Origin of the sequence: Salmonella sp. SA15303 (assembly GCF_029962125.1) — a bacterium.
GTDB classification, from domain to species: Bacteria; Pseudomonadota; Gammaproteobacteria; order Enterobacterales; family Enterobacteriaceae; genus Salmonella; species Salmonella enterica.
Map to the genome: position 1 here is coordinate 117,224 of NZ_CP123925.1, position 16,622 is coordinate 133,845.

The window sequence follows — 16,622 nt, forward strand, 5'->3', positions numbered from 1 at the left end:
CATCCCAAGAAAGGCTGGCTTATTAAGCCGGTCCATCATTTTCTGTATATCTCTCATCAATTTTTATATCCGGCCTGAAGTGCACCGTTCAAGCACACCGATCAGGCAGTTAGTCACTAGTTAACTCTTTACTAGAGACTAAATTCCATTGATTTACGTGACAACGTCACGTCATTAAGGTTTGCAAATGCCTAATTTTCATACTATGGGATTTAATTAGGAGTAAATCCCACAGGTTTACATAAAGCTGACATTTAAAAGTGTTAAAAATCAATCAGATAGAAAGAAAAGGCTCTCCGGAAGAACTCTTCTCATTATTTCGCCGCCCGGGGTTATTGCTGACAGATCTGAAAGTGCTAATATGTTAGTCATTAGTAATTAGTAAAGCCTTTACTAAACGCGTTTCTACGTAAATTCTATTGGTTTTAGAGGGTCCTACTGTCCGAAGACAATAAAGTTGTACACAAAGCACTAAAGTTGTAACCATTCTCAAAAAACGACGCTAATGTTGTATGCTTACTGAATGTGTGGTTATAGGGTTGGAGACTATAAAATGCACATATAGGTACGTATCAATGTCGTTTTTTGGGTACGATCATGGGTAGGGGTAGGCGTCTCAAATCCTATTTGGATTATGAAAATGCGCTAGGTGACGGCATAGGAGTGGGCTATGGCCAAAGTTATCGGCACTGTTGCAAATAGTCGGTGGTGATAAACTTATCATCCCCTTTTGCTGATGGAGCTGCACATGAACCCATTCAAAGGCCGGCATTTTCAGCGTGACATCATTCTGTGGGCCGTACGCTGGTACTGCAAATACGGCATCAGTTACCGTGAGCTGCAGGAGATGCTGGCTGAACGCGGAGTGAATGTCGATCACTCCACGATTTACCGCTGGGTTCAGCGTTATGCGCCTGAAATGGAAAAACGGCTGCGCTGGTACTGGCGTAACCCTTCCGATCTTTGCCCGTGGCACATGGATGAAACCTACGTGAAGGTCAATGGCCGCTGGGCGTATCTGTACCGGGCCGTCGACAGCCGGGGCCGCACTGTCGATTTTTATCTCTCCTCCCGTCGTAACAGCAAAGCTGCATACCGGTTTCTGGGTAAAATCCTCAACAACGTGAAGAAGTGGCAGATCCCGCGATTCATCAACACGGATAAAGCGCCCGCCTATGGTCGCGCGCTTGCTCTGCTCAAACGCGAAGGCCGGTGCCCGTCTGACGTTGAACACCGACAGATTAAGTACCGGAACAACGTGATTGAATGCGATCATGGCAAACTGAAACGGATAATCGGCGCCACGCTGGGATTTAAATCCATGAAGACGGCTTACGCCACCATCAAAGGTATTGAGGTGATGCGTGCACTACGCAAAGGCCAGGCCTCAGCATTTTATTATGGTGATCCCCTGGGCGAAATGCGCCTGGTAAGCAGAGTTTTTGAAATGTAAGGCCTTTGAATAAGACAAAAGGCTGCCTCATCGCTAACTTTGCAACAGTGCCGCGCGACGAGCAGCAGCACCAGGAGCAGAAGCACGTCGAGAAAAAGCAACAGCAGATCGAGCAGCGCCCACGGCGGGCCGCTCGCATCGGATAAGTCGAAAAATCCGGCTAAAGTGGCCGAGCTGCACATCAGGCCGCGCGGTTTTCCTCCCTGATCGCCGGCGCGGTTTCTTCCTCCCTGAACCGCATGCAGACTTGCCGCCTCGGACACCCCGAGGCGGTTTTTTTTCGCCTCGCTCGAGCATCGCCGCATCCGACGATGCCGAGACGACCAGGCCGCGCACGTCGAGCTGCAGCATCGCCATTGCCGACGATGGCACCAGGTCGCCGGCGGTGGCCACCGACCTCGAGCTCGCATCGCCACATCCGACGATGCGCGCCGGCGTCGACCATCGCCAGGTCTGACGATGGCGGCCGCCCTGCCCTGGATCTCGCATCGCCATTTCTGGCGATGAGATCCACGGAGCGGCCATTTAGACCCGCCAATAACGACCCGGCCAAGATAAATCGCATGACGGCCTTTTTGGCCGGGGGTAGCATGACCGGACACTTTGCGTATGCCCAAAGGAGCCCGCAAGTATGCGCAGGACGAAGCCAGTAGCCGCGCCGATGGTGGCGCGGGTCTATCTGCGCGTCAGCACCGACGCGCAGGACTTGGAACGCCAAGAGGCGATCACTACGGCCGCGAAGGCCGCCGGCTACTACGTCGCCGGCATCTACCGTGAGAAGGCATCCGGCGCACGCGCCGACCGGCCTGAGCTGCTGCGCATGATCGGCGACCTACAGCCCGGCGAGGTGGTCATTGCCGAGAAGATCGACCGCATCAGCCGCCTACCTTTGCCCGAGGCCGAGCGCCTGGTGGCCTCGATACAGGCCAAAGGCGCAAGCCTGGCCGTCCCTGGCGTGGTCGATCTATCCGACCTGGCGGCCGAGGCCCAGGGCGTCGCCAAGATCGTGCTGGAAGCCGTGCAGATCATGCTTTTTCGCCTGGCCTTGCAGATGGCCCGCGACGACTACGAGGACAGGCGCGAACGCCAGCGCCAAGGCATTGAGTTGGCCCGCCAGGCCGGGCGGTACAAGGGCCGCCGTGCTGATCCGAAGCGCCGCGCCCAAGTTGTCGCGCTGCGCAAGTCCGGCTACAGCATCAACAAGACCGCCGAGCTGGCCGGGTACAGTGCGGCCCAGGTGAAACGGATATGGGCCGAGGTCAGCCAGGCCGAAGCGAAGCAGCACGGCGCGTTCGTGGAGGACGCATTGACGGAAGCCGATGCCCTGGCCGCTGTCGGCCAGGATGAGCGCCAGGAGGAAAGGGCATGAAGAAGCCGAACCAAGACGACGAGCCGTTTTTCATCACCGAGGAGATTGCGGCCGAAATGATCGCCGGCGGCTATGAGTTCGAGCTGCCGCCCATTCCTTGCACCATCCGCCTACGCGACGTGCTGGAGCGCATGACCGATGCTGAGCTAGCATTGCAGCCGGGCGAGATCGCCGACCAGGAGCGTGAACGCTGCCGGCGCAAGCCGTGTTCAACCTCATGATCTGGTCATGGTATTTTTCATGGCACTGAGCCTGATAGTTCTTGCAAATTGTTGTCACTAAAGGGTTTTGTGTGCTTGTTTACAATCGAGTGGGAGTGACGGGCACTGGCTGGCAATGTCTAGCAACGGCAGGCATTTCGGCTGAGGGTAAAAGAACTTTCCGCTAAGCGATAGACTGTATGTAAACACAGTATTGCAAGGACGCGGAACATGCCTCATGTGGCGGCCAGGACGGCCAGCCGGGATCGGGATACTGGTCGTTACCAGAGCCACCGACCCGAGCAAACCCTTCTCTATCAGATCGTTGACGAGTATTACCCGGCATTCGCTGCGCTTATGGCAGAGCAGGGAAAGGAATTGCCGGGCTATGTGCAACGGGAATTTGAAGAATTTCTCCAATGCGGGCGGCTGGAGCATGGCTTTCTACGGGTTCGCTGCGAGTCTTGCCACGCCGAGCACCTGGTCGCTTTCAGCTGTAAGCGTCGCGGTTTCTGCCCGAGCTGTGGGGCGCGGCGGATGGCCGAAAGTGCCGCCTTGCTGGTTGATGAAGTACTGCCTGAACAACCCATGCGTCAGTGGGTGTTGAGCTTCCCGTTTCAGCTGCGTTTCCTGTTTGCCAGCCGGCCCGAGATCATGGGGTGGGTGCTGGGCATCGTTTACCGCGTCATTGCCACGCACCTGGTCAAGAAAGCGGGCCATACCCACCAAGTGGCCAAGACGGGCGCGGTCACCCTGATCCAGCGTTTTGGATCGGCGCTCAATCTGAATGTTCACTTCCACATGCTGTTTCTCGACGGTGTGTATGTCGAGCAATCCCACGGCTCAGCGCGTTTCCGCTGGGTCAAGGCGCCGACCAGCCCAGAGCTCACCCAGCTGACGCACACCATCGCCCACCGGGTGGGTCGCTATCTGGAACGGCAAGGCCTGCTGGAACGGGATGTCGAAAACAGCTATCTGGCCTCGGATGCGGTGGATGACGACCCGATGACACCCCTGCTGGGGCACTCGATCACTTACCGTATCGCTGTCGGTTCACAGGCGGGGCGAAAGGTGTTCACTTTGCAAACTCTGCCGACCAGTGGTGATCCGTTCGGTGACGGGATTGGCAAGGTAGCCGGGTCCAGCCTGCACGCCGGCGTGGCGGCCAGGGCCGATGAACGCAAGAAGCTCGAACGGCTGTGCCGGTACATCAGCCGCCCGGCGGTATCCGAGAAGCGGCTGTCGTTAACACGAGGCGGCAACGTGCGCTACCAGCTCAAGACGCCGTACCGGGACGGCACCACGCACGTCATTTTCGAACCATTGGATTTCATTGCAAGGCTGGCCGCCCTGGTACCGAAGCCCAGAGTCAACCTAACCCGCTTCCACGGGGTGTTCGCACCCAACAGTCGGCACCGGGCGTTGGTCACGCCGGCAAAACGGGGCAGGGGCAACAAGGTCAGGGTGGCTGATGAACCGGCAACACCAGCACAACGGCGAGCGTCGATGACATGGGCGCAACGGCTCAAGCGTGTTTTCAATATCGACATCGAGACCTGCAGCGGCTGCGGCGGCGCCATGAAAGTCATCGCCTGCATTGAAGACCCTATAGTGATCAAGCAGATCCTTGATCACCTGAAGCACAAAGCCGAAACCAGCGGGACCAGGGCGTTACCCGAAAGCCGGGCGCCACCGGCTGAGCTGCTCCTGGGTCTGTTTGACTGACGAGCCTGAAGGCCAACGATACCAATCAAAATGCTGCGTTCACAGCGCCGCGGCAGGGATCCGCCGTGCTGGTTGTCGGAAAAGGAGCCGCTAGTGGGAAAGAGGAGGGTAAATTTTCAGCGTTGCTGGCTCCCCGTCAGCCGGATTGGGTTGCATCGCAGGGGTGTCGAAAGAGTCAACTGCGGTCCAAAGCTGTTGGACTTGGGTGAAAAGGGCGTTTATTCTTCCTATACGTGCCGCGTTCCAGGCGGCGACTATGAGGGCTATGTCGATGCCCATGTGCGCCGGCTGGAGGCGCTACGCCGGGCCGGTATCGTCGAGCGGATCGACGCCGACCAATGGCGCATCCCCGATGATCTGGTCAGCCGTGCCGCCGCCCATGACGCCGGCCGAGACAGTCAGGCCAGCGTTCGCGTCCTTTCCCCGGTCGATCTGAACAAACAGATCGGATCGGACGGCGCGACCTGGCTGGACCGGCGGCTGATCCACGGCGAGACGGCCGACCTTGCGCCAACCGGCTTCGGGCAACAAGTCCGCGAAGCCATGGACCAGCGCCGCGAGCACCATATCGAACAGGGCGACGCCACCCGCAGCCGGGACAGCCGCGTCTTCTACCGGCGCAACCTTCTCGCCATCCTGCGGGAGCGCGAGGTAGCCGGCGTCGGATCGGATATGGCTTTGAGGGCACTGTTGCAAAGTTAGCGATGAGGCAGCCTTTTGTCTTATTCAAAGGCCTTACATTTCAAAAACTCTGCTTACCAGGCGCATTTCGCCCAGGGGATCACCATAATAAAATGCTGAGGCCTGGCCTTTGCGTAGTGCACGCATCACCTCAATACCTTTGATGGTGGCGTAAGCCGTCTTCATGGATTTAAATCCCAGCGTGGCGCCGATTATCCGTTTCAGTTTGCCATGATCGCATTCAATCACGTTGTTCCGGTACTTAATCTGTCGGTGTTCAACGTCAGACGGGCACCGGCCTTCGCGTTTGAGCAGAGCAAGCGCGCGACCATAGGCGGGCGCTTTATCCGTGTTGATGAATCGCGGGATCTGCCACTTCTTCACGTTGTTGAGGATTTTACCCAGAAACCGGTATGCAGCTTTGCTGTTACGACGGGAGGAGAGATAAAAATCGACAGTGCGGCCCCGGCTGTCGACGGCCCGGTACAGATACGCCCAGCGGCCATTGACCTTCACGTAGGTTTCATCCATGTGCCACGGGCAAAGATCGGAAGGGTTACGCCAGTACCAGCGCAGCCGTTTTTCCATTTCAGGCGCATAACGCTGAACCCAGCGGTAAATCGTGGAGTGATCGACATTCACTCCGCGTTCAGCCAGCATCTCCTGCAGCTCACGGTAACTGATGCCGTATTTGCAGTACCAGCGTACGGCCCACAGAATGATGTCACGCTGAAAATGCCGGCCTTTGAATGGGTTCATGTGCAGCTCCATCAGCAAAAGGGGATGATAAGTTTATCACCACCGACTATTTGCAACAGTGCCCTGTTTAGAGTACTATATGCGCCTGCAACAGTGGGCCACCGAAAATATTAAAAAACTGCTTTATCTCGCGGGGGATGACGCGGTGATTAATTACGGGAAAATGCGGCTGGAATTTTTGCAGAAAGCACTGGCGCAGGATACCTCCGGTGACTTCTGCTTTCGTGTGCTGCATCCGGAAGTGTCTGGCCCGCCGGATATGAAAAAGGCTTCCGCCGGGTACCGTGACTTTATTATCGGTAACAGAGCGTTGCTGGATCTGGTGAATTCAGCCGGTGAAGGGGCTCCGGTTGCGCATTATTCCGCTGATGAAATTCAGTCATTATTTTCGGCACAAATACAGGGGTCGGTGGATAAATACGGCGATAGTTTCCTGACGGATGATCCGTATGTGCTGGCGGAAGACAAGCTGCAAACCTGTCAGATGGAAATTGATTTAATGGCGGATGTGCTGAGAGCACCGCCCCGTGAATCCGCAGAACTGATCCGCTATGTATTTGCGGATGAGTGGCCGGAATAAATAAAACCGGGCTTAATACAGATTAAGCCCGTATCGGGTATTATTACTGAATACCAGACAGCTTACGGAGGACGGAATGTTACCCATTGAGACAACCAGACTGCCTTCTGATTATTAATATTTTTCACTATTAATCAGAAGGAATAACCATGAATTTTACCCGGATTGACCTGAATACCTGGAATCGCAGGGAACATTTTGCCCTTTATCGTCAGCAGATTAAATGCGGATTCAGCCTGACCACCAAACTCGATATTACCGCTTTGCGTACTGCACTGGCGAAAACCGGTTATAAGTTTTATCCGCTGATGATTTACCTGATCTCCCGGGCTGTTAATCAGTTTCCGGAGTTCCGGATGGCAATGAAAGATAATGAACTGATTTACTGGGAACAGTCAGACCCGGTCTTTACTGTCTTTCATAAAGAAACCGAAACATTCTCCGCACTGTCCTGCCGTTATTTTCCGGATCTCAGTGAGTTTATGGCGGGTTATAACGCGGTAACAGCAGAATATCAGCATGATACCAGGTTGTTTCCGCAGGGAAATTTACCGGAGAATCACCTGAATATATCATCGTTACCCTGGGTGAGTTTTGACGGATTTAATCTGAATATCACCGGAAATGATGATTATTTTTCCCCGGTTTTTACAATGGCAAAGTTTCAGCAGGAAGGTGACCGCGTACTATTACCTGTTTCTGTACAGGTTCATCATGCAGTCTGTGATGGTTTTCATGCAGCAAGGTTTATCAATACACTTCAGCTGATGTGTGATAACATACTGAAATAAATTAATTAATTCTGTATTTAAGCCACCGTATCCGGCAGGATTGGTGGCTTTTTTTTATATTTTAACCGTAATCTGTAATTTCGTTTCAGAAGGCACTGTTGCAAAGTTAGCGATGAGGCAGCCTTTTGTCTTATTCAAAGGCCTTACATTTCAAAAACTCTGCTTACCAGGCGCATTTCGCCCAGGGGATCACCATAATAAAATGCTGAGGCCTGGCCTTTGCGTAGTGCACGCATCACCTCAATACCTTTGATGGTGGCGTAAGCCGTCTTCATGGATTTAAATCCCAGCGTGGCGCCGATTATCCGTTTCAGTTTGCCATGATCGCATTCAATCACGTTGTTCCGGTACTTAATCTGTCGGTGTTCAACGTCAGACGGGCACCGGCCTTCGCGTTTGAGCAGAGCAAGCGCGCGACCATAGGCGGGCGCTTTATCCGTGTTGATGAATCGCGGGATCTGCCACTTCTTCACGTTGTTGAGGATTTTACCCAGAAACCGGTATGCAGCTTTGCTGTTACGACGGGAGGAGAGATAAAAATCGACAGTGCGGCCCCGGCTGTCGACGGCCCGGTACAGATACGCCCAGCGGCCATTGACCTTCACGTAGGTTTCATCCATGTGCCACGGGCAAAGATCGGAAGGGTTACGCCAGTACCAGCGCAGCCGTTTTTCCATTTCAGGCGCATAACGCTGAACCCAGCGGTAAATCGTGGAGTGATCGACATTCACTCCGCGTTCAGCCAGCATCTCCTGCAGCTCACGGTAACTGATGCCGTATTTGCAGTACCAGCGTACGGCCCACAGAATGATGTCACGCTGAAAATGCCGGCCTTTGAATGGGTTCATGTGCAGCTCCATCAGCAAAAGGGGATGATAAGTTTATCACCACCGACTATTTGCAACAGTGCCCAAACCCCCGGATCAGGCTCTCCAGGCCATGCAGAAAGGCCTGCTCACCATCATCACTGTCCATAATCTGCAGCGCTTCCCGCAATAGCGGCGGCAGGTTTTCGTCCGGTGCTGCAGGGCGGTCGGTCAGGGCGGCAGTATGCTCCTGCTGCTCCAGTACGGCACCAAGGGTAAAATGACTGACCGCTGAAATCGCATATAACCCGTCGCGCAGTGAAAAGCCGTTTTCTGTCATAAAGCGTAACTGGGTTTCCACCGTATCATACTGTTTTTCATCAGGGCGGGTGCCGAGGTGCACTTTTGCCCCGTCACGGTAACGCAGCAGCGCCCGGCGGAAACTCATTGCATTATTGCGCAGAAATGACTGCCAGGATTCCCCCGCCGCAGGCAGTGAATAATCATGATGACGCGCCAGGATCTCCACCGCCAGCGCATCCAGTAACGCCCGTTTATTTTTCACATGCCAGTAAAGTGTCGGCTGTTCTATTCCCAGCTTCTGCGCCAGCTTGCGGGTCGTCAGCCCGTCAATCCCTGTCTCATTCAGCAGTTCCAGTGCCGCATCAATAACCGATTCTCTGTTCAGCCGTGCCATGACCGTCTCCTCCGATTTTCAGATTGACACTCTATCATTGATAGGGATATATTCCAACTCTATCAATGATAGGGAATTAACACAGGATCTGAAAAATGAATAAACCCGCTGTCATCGCGCTGGTGATTACACTGCTGGACGCGATGGGAATTGGTCTGATCATGCCGGTATTACCGTCACTGCTGCGGGAATATCTCCCGGAAGCGGATGTGGCAAACCATTACGGCATTCTGCTGGCGCTGTATGCGGTGATGCAGGTCTGTTTTGCTCCGCTGCTGGGCAGATGGTCAGATAAGCTGGGGCGCAGACCGGTGCTGCTGTTATCCCTGGCGGGTGCCGCGTTTGATTACACACTGCTGGCACTGTCCAATGTGCTGTGGATGTTGTATCTCGGGCGGATTATCTCCGGGATCACTGGTGCCACCGGCGCGGTTGCGGCTTCGGTAGTGGCGGACAGCACGGCGGTCAGCGAGCGTACCGCCTGGTTCGGCCGTCTCGGTGCGGCCTTTGGTGCCGGGCTGATTGCCGGGCCGGCTATCGGCGGACTGGCGGGGGATATCTCACCGCATCTGCCGTTTGTCATTGCGGCAATACTGAATGCCTGCACCTTTCTGATGGTCTTTTTTATCTTTAAACCGGCGGTACAGACAGAAGAAAAACCGGCGGAGCAGAAACAAGAAAGCGCAGGTATCAGCTTTATCACACTGCTTAAACCTCTGGCGCTGTTGCTGTTTGTCTTTTTTACCGCGCAGCTTATCGGGCAGATCCCGGCCACTGTCTGGGTATTGTTTACGGAGAGCCGCTTTGCCTGGGACAGCGCGGCGGTCGGTTTTTCACTGGCGGGACTCGGGGCGATGCATGCACTGTTTCAGGCGGTGGTTGCCGGGGCGCTGGCAAAACGGCTGAGTGAGAAAACCATTATTTTCGCCGGATTTATTGCCGATGCCACCGCGTTTTTACTGATGTCTGCTATCACTTCCGGATGGATGGTGTATCCGGTCCTGATCCTGCTGGCAGGCGGCGGAATTGCACTGCCTGCATTGCAGGGCATTATCTCTGCCGGGGCATCGGCGGCAAATCAGGGAAAACTACAGGGTGTGCTGGTCAGCCTGACCAATCTGACCGGCGTGGCGGGCCCGCTGCTGTTTGCTTTTATTTTCAGTCAGACACAGCAGAGTGCGGACGGTACGGTGTGGCTGATTGGCACGGCACTGTACGGTCTGCTGCTGGCAATCTGTCTGCTGATCAGAAAACCGGCACCGGTGGCGGCCACCTGCTGACCGGCGCTATACAGGCAGCGCTGTTGTGCGGTATGGTGGACGGCATTCGTGCTTATCGCCTGCCATGATAAGCCTCAGACACAGAGGAACCGTTATGAAATCACGCGCAGCAGTCGCCTTCGGGCCGGGTTTACCCCTTGAAATTGTTGAAATTGATGTGGCACCGCCGAAGAAAGGTGAAGTGCTGGTGAAAATCAGTCACACCGGGGTATGCCATACCGATGCCTACACGCTTTCCGGTGATGATCCGGAAGGTCTGTTCCCGGTGGTGCTCGGCCATGAAGGTGCCGGGGTGGTGGTTGAGGTCGGTGAGGGCGTGACCAGTGTGAAACCGGGCGACCATGTGATCCCGCTGTACACCGCCGAGTGCGGCGAGTGTGATTTCTGTACCTCCGGTAAAACCAACCTCTGTGTTGCCGTCCGCGAAACCCAGGGCAAAGGCGTGATGCCGGACGGCACCAGCCGTTTTTCGTATAACGGTCAGCCGCTCTATCACTATATGGGCTGCTCGACATTCAGCGAATATACCGTTGTGGCGGAAGTATCACTGGCGAAAATCAATCCGCAGGCCAATGCGGAGCAGGTTTGCCTGCTCGGCTGCGGCGTGACCACCGGGATCGGCGCGGTACACAATACCGCGAAGGTACAGGAAGGGGTCGTCTCAGAAAACGGAAAATAAAGCACGCTAAGCCGGTGGCAGCGGTCGCAATGGCCTAAACTTCCCCGCACCGACCTTGGCGCTGCTGCGCCATAGGTAATCGCCGGTCAGGTTGATGTGCTCCCACCCCAGCGGCGACAGATATTGCAACAATGTGTCGTCCAGCGCCGTGCCGTTGCCACGCAAAGCACTGGTGGCACGCTCCAGATATACCGTGTTCCACAACACGATGGCCGCCGTCACCAGATTGAGGCCGCTGGCCCGGTAGCGCTGCTGCTCAAAACTGCGGTCGCGGATTTCACCCAATCGGTAGAAGAAGACCGCCCTGGCCAGCGCGTTGCGCGCCTCGCCCTTATTCAGCCCCGCATGGACGCGGCGGCGCAGCTCCACGCTTTGCAGCCAATCCAAAATGAACAGCGTGCGCTCGATGCGCCCCAGCTCGCGCAACGCCACGGCCAAGCCGTTCTGGCGCGGGTAGCTGCCGAGTTTGCGCAGCATCAGCGAAGCCGTTACCGTGCCTTGCTTGATGGAGGTGGCCAGCCGCAGAATTTCATCCCAATGGGCGCGTATTTGCTTGATGTTCAGCCTGTCGCTGCTAATCATCGGCTTGAGCGCGTCATAGGCGGCATCGCCCTTGGGGATGAATAGCTTGGTTTCGCCCAAGTCACGGATACGCGGCGCGAAGCGAAATCCCAGCAAATGCATCAAGCCAAACACGTGATCGGTGAAGCCTGCCGTGTCGGTGTAGTGTTCCTCGATGCGCAAGTCCGACTCGTGGTACAGCAGGCCATCAAGCACGTAAGTTGAATCACGAATGCCCACGTTGACCACCTTGGCACTGAAGGGCGCGTACTGGTCGGAGATATGGGTGTAGAAAGTCCGTCCTGGACTGCTTCCATACTTCGGGTTGATATGACCAGTGCTTTCTGCTTTGCTGCCGGTTCTGAAGTTCTGGCCGTCCGACGATGACGTGGTGCCGTCACCCCAGTTGCCGGCGAAGGGTTGCCGAAACTGCGCATTCACCAGCTCGGCCAGCGCCGTCGAATAGGTTTCATCGCGGATGTGCCAGGCTTGCAGCCAAGACAGCTTGGCGTAGGTGGTGCCAGGGCAGGACTCGGCCATTTTGGTCAGACCCAGGTTGATCGCGTCGGCCAGGATCGTCGTCAACAGCAAGGTTTTGTCCTTGGCCGTGTCGCTGGTCTTCAGGTGTGTGAAGTGGCGGGTGAAGCCCGTCCATTCATCGACCTCCATCAGCAACTCGGTGATTTTGAGGTGCGGCAGCAGCATAGCTGTCTGGTCGATCATGGCTTGCGCGGCGTCTGGTACTGCCGCGTCCAGCGGCGTGATCTTCAGGCCTGACGCGGTGGTGATGATGGCATCCGGTAAGTCGTTGGCCGCAGCCATGCGGTTGACTGTGGCGAGTTGCGCCTCCAACAATTCCAACCGGTCATGCAGGTATTGGTCGCAGTCGGTGGCCACTGCCAGCGGCAATTCGCTGGCCAGCTTCAAAGTGGCGAACTTCTCGACCGGCACCAGGTATTCGTCGAAGTCCTTGAACTGGCGAGAACCCTGCACCCAGACATCACCGGAGCGCAGCGCGTTCTTCAGCTCCGACAGGGCGCATAACTCGTAGTAACGCCGGTCGATGCCGTCGTCGGTCAGAACCAGCTTTGCCCAGCGCGGCTTGATGAATGCGGTTGGCGCATCGGCGGGCACCTTGCGCGCGCTGTCGCTGTTCATGCCGCGCAGCATGTCGATGGCATCGAGCACACCCTTGGCGGCGGGCGCAGCCCGCAATTTGAGCACGCCCAGGAACTGCGGCGCGTAGCGGCGTAGCGTGGCATAGCTTTCACCGATGTGGTGCAGGAAATCAAAGTCGGCAGGCCGCGCCAATGTTTGCGCTTCGGTGACGCTGGCGGCGAAGGTGTCCCAGGGCATATCGGCCTCGATGGCGGCGAACGGATCGCTGCCGCTTTGCTTGGCCTCAATCAACGCTTGACCGATGCGCCCATACATCCGCACCTTGTCGTTGATCGCCTTGCCGGAAGCCTGGAACTGCTGCTGATGCTTGTTCTTGGCCGCGTTGAACAGCTTGCCGATGATGCGATCGTGAAGGTCGATGATTTCATCGGTGACGGTGGCCATGCCTTCGATGGCCAGCGCTACCAGCGTGGCATAGCGTCGTTGCACCTCGAACTTTGCCAGATCAGCAGGCGTCATCTGGCCACCTTCACGAGCGATTTTGAGCAGGCGGTTCTGGTGAACCTGCCGCTCGATGCCTGCGGGCAGATCAAGTGCTTGCCAGGATTTCAGGCGCTCAATATGTTCGAGCATGTGGCGAGAGTTCGGTTTGGCAGGCGACTGGCGCAGCCATGCCAGCCACGTCACTTTACTGCCGTCCTTGCGCTTGAGAAGTTCGTCCAGGCGCTGACGGTGGGGTGATAACAAAGAATCGGTCAGCGCCGCGTAAATGCGTCGGTTGGCACGGGTGATGGCCTCGGCGCTTGCGCGCTCGATGGCATTCATGGCGGGCAGGATAATGCTCTGCCGCCGCAGATTCTCGACAAGTGCGCTCGCCAGCACGATGCCTTTGTCGGTCTGCAAGGCCAGCTCGGTCAATGTATGCACGGCTTGCCGATAGTGGCTCATGGTGAAGGGCTTGAACCCAAAAACCGTTTGCAGCTCGACCAAGTGCTCCCGCCGTGTCTGTTCGCGCTGGCCGTACTCGCTCCAACTTTCCACTGGCATCTTGAGTTGCGCGGCCACCATGCGCAACAGGGGCGGAAACGGAGGCTCATCGACGCCCAAAAAGGTGCCAGGGAATCGCAAGTAGCAAAGCTGCACAGCGAAGCCCAATCGATTCGCGGCGCCGCGACGCTGACGGATCACCGACAGGTCGGTTTCGTTGAACGTGTAGTGCCGTATCAGTTCGTCTTTGGCATCTGGCAGTGCCAGCAGGCTTTCGCGCTCGGTGGCGGACAGGATTGAGCGGCGTGGCATGGTCAGTCTTCCCGCAGGTACTGGTACAAGGTTTCGCGGCTGATGCCGAAGTCACGGGCCACCAAGGTTTTTTGGTCGCCTGCCGCAACTCGCCGTTTCAACTCGGCAATTTGTTCGCTGTTCAGCGATTTCTTTCGTCCCCGGTAGGCACCGCGCTGCTTGGCCAGCACGATTCCCTCGCGCTGACGTTCGCGGATCAGGGCGCGCTCGAACTCAGCGAAGGCTCCCATGACCGACAGCATCAGATTGGCCATCGGTGAGTCCTCGCCGGTGAACTTCAGCCCTTCTTTGACGAACTCCATGCGCACGCCCCGTTGTGTCAGCCCTTGGACGATGCGGCGCAGGTCATCAAGGTTGCGTGCCAGCCTGTCCATGCTATGCACCACCACGGTGTCGCCCTCGCGGACGAAGGCCAGCAGCCTTTCCAGCTCGGGACGCTGGGTGTCCTTGCCAGAAGCCTTGTCGGTGAACACCCGCGCCACCTGAACACCCTCCAATTGCCGTTCCGGGTTCTGGTCGAAGCTGCTGACGCGGACATAGCCGATGCGTTGACCTTGCAAGATGCCTCCAAAGGCAAAAGTGTCAGGATGAAATCTATTACCTTTGACGGAATATGTCAATCAATAGGAAATTTAACTCTATTCTGACATCGTTTGCACATGGTGTCGTTTTCAGAAGACGGCTGCACTGAACGTCAGAAGCCGACTGCACTATAGCAGCGGAGGGGTTGGATCCATCAGGCAACGACGGGCTGCTGCCGGCCATCAGCGGACGCAGGGAGGACTTTCCGCAACCGGCCGTTCGATGCGGCACCGATGGCCTTCGCGCAGGGGTAGTGAATCCGCCAGGATTGACTTGCGCTGCCCTACCTCTCACTAGTGAGGGGCGGCAGCGCATCAAGCGGTGAGCGCACTCCGGCACCGCCAACTTTCAGCACATGCGTGTAAATCATCGTCGTAGAGACGTCGGAATGGCCGAGCAGATCCTGCACGGTTCGAATGTCGTAACCGCTGCGGAGCAAGGCCGTCGCGAACGAGTGGCGGAGGGTGTGCGGTGTGGCGGGCTTCGTGATGCCTGCTTGTTCTACGGCACGTTTGAAGGCGCGCTGAAAGGTCTGGTCATACATGTGATGGCGACGCACGACACCGCTCCGTGGATCGGTCGAATGCGTGTGCTGCGCAAAAACCCAGAACCACGGCCAGGAATGCCCGGCGCGCGGATACTTCCGCTCAAGGGCGTCGGGAAGCGCAACGCCGCTGCGGCCCTCGGCCTGGTCCTTCAGCCACCATGCCCGTGCACGCGACAGCTGCTCGCGCAGGCTGGGTGCCAAGCTCTCGGGTAACATCAAGGCCCGATCCTTGGAGCCCTTGCCCTCCCGCACGATGATCGTGCCGTGATCGAAATCCAGATCCTTGACCCGCAGTTGCAAACCCTCACTGATCCGCATGCCCGTTCCATACAGAAGCTGGGCGAACAAACGATGCTCGCCTTCCAGAAAACCGAGGATGCGAACCACTTCATCCGGGGTCAGCACCACCGGCAAGCGCCGCGACGGCCGAGGTCTTCCGATCTCCTGAAGCCAGGGCAGATCCGTGCACAGCACCTTGCCGTAGAAGAACAGCAAGGCCGCCAATGCCTGACGATGCGTGGAGACCGAAACCTTGCGCTCGTTCGCCAGCCAGGACAGAAATGCCTCGACTTCGCTGCTGCCCAAGGTTGCCGGGTGACGCACACCGTGGAAACGGATGAAGGCACGAACCCAGTTGACATAAGCCTGTTCGGTTCGTAAACTGTAATGCAAGTAGCGTATGCGCTCACGCAACTGGTCCAGAACCTTGACCGAACGCAGCGGTGGTAACGGCGCAGTGGCGGTTTTCATGGCTTGTTATGACTGTTTTTTTGTACAGTCTATGCCTCGGGCATCCAAGCAGCAAGCGCGTTACGCCGTGGGTCGATGTTTGATGTTATGGAGCAGCAACGATGTTACGCAGCAGGGCAGTCGCCCTAAAACAAAGTTAGCCATATGAACTCGGAATCAGTACGCATTTATCTCGTTGCTGCGATGGGAGCCAATCGGGTTATTGGCAATGGTCCTAATATCCCCTGGAAAATTCCGGGTGAGCAGAAGATTTTTCGCAGACTCACTGAGGGAAAAGTCGTTGTCATGGGGCGAAAGACCTTTGAGTCTATCGGCAAGCCTCTACCGAACCGTCACACATTGGTAATCTCACGCCAAGCTAACTACCGCGCCACTGGCTGCGTAGTTGTTTCAACGCTGTCGCACGCTATCGCTTTGGCATCCGAACTCGGCAATGAACTCTACGTCGCGGGCGGAGCTGAGATATACACTCTGGCACTACCTCACGCCCACGGCGTGTTTCTATCTGAGGTACATCAAACCTTCGAGGGTGACGCCTTCTTCCCAATGCTCAACGAAACAGAATTCGAGCTTGTCTCAACCGAAACCATTCAAGCTGTAATTCCGTACACCCACTCCGTTTATGCGCGTCGAAACGGCTAACCATTCCGTCAACGGGACGCCAAAATGCTGCGCATTTTGGTTCCCTCCGCTGCGCTCCGGCTCTCGTTACGTCCAACGTTAGCACCACTGAAACCCAGCTTT

15 protein-coding genes and 3 pseudogenes are annotated in these 16,622 nt (G+C 56.4%); 12 read left to right on the forward strand and 6 right to left on the reverse strand.

Translation table 11 applies throughout. The annotated features are described in order from the left end of the window. Nucleotides 1-597 precede the first annotated feature (597 nt). From QEN31_RS24265 to QEN31_RS24295, 7 genes and pseudogenes are all read left to right on the forward strand, one after another. A pseudogene (locus tag QEN31_RS24265) lies at nt 598-687 on the forward strand (TnsA endonuclease N-terminal domain-containing protein); the annotation flags it as partial. A 61-nt stretch (nt 688-748) separates the two neighbouring features. Then, nucleotides 749-1,453, forward strand: a complete 705-nt coding sequence (locus QEN31_RS24270) for an IS6-like element IS26 family transposase (RefSeq protein WP_001067855.1) — start codon at nt 749-751, stop codon at nt 1,451-1,453. Between the two features lie 5 nt (nt 1,454-1,458). Next, nucleotides 1,459-1,599: a hypothetical protein gene (locus QEN31_RS24275; RefSeq protein ID WP_001044210.1), complete on the forward strand. Its 141-nt coding sequence runs from the start codon at nt 1,459-1,461 to the stop codon at nt 1,597-1,599. A 485-nt stretch (nt 1,600-2,084) separates the two neighbouring features. Continuing rightward, nucleotides 2,085-2,822 (forward strand): recombinase family protein, encoded by a 738-nt coding sequence (locus QEN31_RS24280; RefSeq protein ID WP_001446887.1) that lies wholly within the window; start codon nt 2,085-2,087, stop codon nt 2,820-2,822. After that, nucleotides 2,819-3,043 carry a hypothetical protein gene (locus QEN31_RS24285; RefSeq protein WP_000743213.1) on the forward strand — a complete coding sequence of 75 codons (225 nt, stop codon included), beginning with the start codon at nt 2,819-2,821 and terminating at the stop codon, nt 3,041-3,043. Before QEN31_RS24280 ends, QEN31_RS24285 begins: the two co-directional genes overlap by 4 nt. A 210-nt stretch (nt 3,044-3,253) precedes the next feature. Further along, nucleotides 3,254-4,747: an IS91-like element ISCR2 family transposase gene (locus QEN31_RS24290; RefSeq protein WP_001120888.1), complete on the forward strand. Its 1,494-nt coding sequence runs from the start codon at nt 3,254-3,256 to the stop codon at nt 4,745-4,747. A 30-nt stretch (nt 4,748-4,777) separates the two neighbouring features. Next, nucleotides 4,778-5,425 (forward strand): annotated as a pseudogene (locus QEN31_RS24295) (DUF3363 domain-containing protein); the annotation flags it as partial. A gap of 57 nt (nt 5,426-5,482) precedes the next feature. On the opposite strand, the gene QEN31_RS24300 reads toward QEN31_RS24295, so the two are convergent. After that, on the reverse strand, nt 5,483-6,187 hold the full coding sequence (locus QEN31_RS24300; protein WP_001067855.1) for an IS6-like element IS26 family transposase: 705 nt from the start codon (nt 6,185-6,187) through the stop codon (nt 5,483-5,485). A gap of 79 nt (nt 6,188-6,266) precedes the next feature. Between QEN31_RS24300 and QEN31_RS24305 the strand changes: the two genes are divergently transcribed. Both QEN31_RS24305 and QEN31_RS24310 read left to right on the forward strand, forming a co-directional pair. Beyond that, entirely contained in the window at nt 6,267-6,767 is a 501-nt protein-coding gene (locus QEN31_RS24305) for a hypothetical protein (RefSeq protein ID WP_001239317.1), read from the forward strand. A 149-nt stretch (nt 6,768-6,916) separates the two neighbouring features. Further along, the gene (locus QEN31_RS24310) at nt 6,917-7,558 is read left to right on the forward strand and encodes a type A-2 chloramphenicol O-acetyltransferase CatII (RefSeq protein WP_001011939.1); all 642 of its coding nucleotides are present in this window, start codon (nt 6,917-6,919) and stop codon (nt 7,556-7,558) included. 143 nt (nt 7,559-7,701) lie between these two features. Here the strand turns inward: QEN31_RS24310 and QEN31_RS24315 are convergent, their stop codons facing one another. Together QEN31_RS24315 and tetR(D) are read right to left on the reverse strand one after the other, a co-directional pair. After that, nucleotides 7,702-8,406: an IS6-like element IS26 family transposase gene (locus QEN31_RS24315; protein ID WP_001067855.1), complete on the reverse strand. Its 705-nt coding sequence runs from the start codon at nt 8,404-8,406 to the stop codon at nt 7,702-7,704. Nucleotides 8,407-8,452: 46 nt separating this feature from the next. Next, nucleotides 8,453-9,061: a tetracycline resistance transcriptional repressor TetR(D) gene (gene tetR(D), locus QEN31_RS24320; protein WP_023352616.1), complete on the reverse strand. Its 609-nt coding sequence runs from the start codon at nt 9,059-9,061 to the stop codon at nt 8,453-8,455. A gap of 95 nt (nt 9,062-9,156) precedes the next feature. Between tetR(D) and tet(D) the strand changes: the two genes are divergently transcribed. Then, a complete protein-coding gene (tet(D), locus tag QEN31_RS24325; RefSeq protein ID WP_001039466.1) occupies nt 9,157-10,341 on the forward strand; it encodes a tetracycline efflux MFS transporter Tet(D) in 1,185 nt (394 codons plus the stop codon). Nucleotides 10,342-10,435: 94 nt separating this feature from the next. Then, nucleotides 10,436-10,996, forward strand: a pseudogene (locus QEN31_RS24330) (alcohol dehydrogenase catalytic domain-containing protein); the annotation flags it as partial. Between the two features lie 30 nt (nt 10,997-11,026). On the opposite strand, the gene QEN31_RS24335 reads toward QEN31_RS24330, so the two are convergent. The 3 genes from QEN31_RS24335 to intI1 all read right to left on the reverse strand — a co-directional run bounded on the left by QEN31_RS24335 (nt 11,027) and on the right by intI1 (nt 15,878). Further along, complete coding sequence (locus tag QEN31_RS24335; RefSeq protein ID WP_327258415.1) at nt 11,027-13,999, reverse strand: Tn3 family transposase; 2,973 nt, start codon at nt 13,997-13,999, stop codon at nt 11,027-11,029. Between the two features lie 2 nt (nt 14,000-14,001). Next, a complete protein-coding gene (locus QEN31_RS24340) occupies nt 14,002-14,559 on the reverse strand; it encodes a recombinase family protein (RefSeq protein ID WP_001162012.1) in 558 nt (185 codons plus the stop codon). A 305-nt stretch (nt 14,560-14,864) separates the two neighbouring features. Beyond that, nucleotides 14,865-15,878: a class 1 integron integrase IntI1 gene (gene intI1, locus QEN31_RS24345; RefSeq protein ID WP_000845054.1), complete on the reverse strand. Its 1,014-nt coding sequence runs from the start codon at nt 15,876-15,878 to the stop codon at nt 14,865-14,867. 144 nt (nt 15,879-16,022) lie between these two features. Between intI1 and dfrA12 the strand changes: the two genes are divergently transcribed. Continuing rightward, a complete protein-coding gene (gene dfrA12, locus QEN31_RS24350; protein WP_001083725.1) occupies nt 16,023-16,520 on the forward strand; it encodes a trimethoprim-resistant dihydrofolate reductase DfrA12 in 498 nt (165 codons plus the stop codon). Nucleotides 16,521-16,622: the final 102 nt, after the last annotated feature.

Bases quoted from the DNA above. Each gene is read 5' to 3' on its own strand.
- QEN31_RS24270 (WP_001067855.1), top strand. From the start codon at position 749: ATGAACCCATTCAAAGGCCGGCATTTTCAGCGTGACATCATTCTGTGG.
- QEN31_RS24280 (WP_001446887.1), top strand. From the start codon at position 2,085: ATGCGCAGGACGAAGCCAGTAGCCGCGCCGATGGTGGCGCGGGTCTAT.
- QEN31_RS24285 (WP_000743213.1), top strand. From the start codon at position 2,819: ATGAAGAAGCCGAACCAAGACGACGAGCCGTTTTTCATCACCGAGGAG.
- QEN31_RS24290 (WP_001120888.1), top strand. From the start codon at position 3,254: ATGCCTCATGTGGCGGCCAGGACGGCCAGCCGGGATCGGGATACTGGT.
- QEN31_RS24300 (WP_001067855.1), bottom strand. From the start codon at position 6,187: ATGAACCCATTCAAAGGCCGGCATTTTCAGCGTGACATCATTCTGTGG.
- QEN31_RS24305 (WP_001239317.1), top strand. From the start codon at position 6,267: ATGCGCCTGCAACAGTGGGCCACCGAAAATATTAAAAAACTGCTTTAT.
- QEN31_RS24310 (WP_001011939.1), top strand. From the start codon at position 6,917: ATGAATTTTACCCGGATTGACCTGAATACCTGGAATCGCAGGGAACAT.
- QEN31_RS24315 (WP_001067855.1), bottom strand. From the start codon at position 8,406: ATGAACCCATTCAAAGGCCGGCATTTTCAGCGTGACATCATTCTGTGG.
- QEN31_RS24335 (WP_327258415.1), bottom strand. From the start codon at position 13,999: ATGCCACGCCGCTCAATCCTGTCCGCCACCGAGCGCGAAAGCCTGCTG.
- intI1 (WP_000845054.1), bottom strand. From the start codon at position 15,878: ATGAAAACCGCCACTGCGCCGTTACCACCGCTGCGTTCGGTCAAGGTT.
- dfrA12 (WP_001083725.1), top strand. From the start codon at position 16,023: ATGAACTCGGAATCAGTACGCATTTATCTCGTTGCTGCGATGGGAGCC.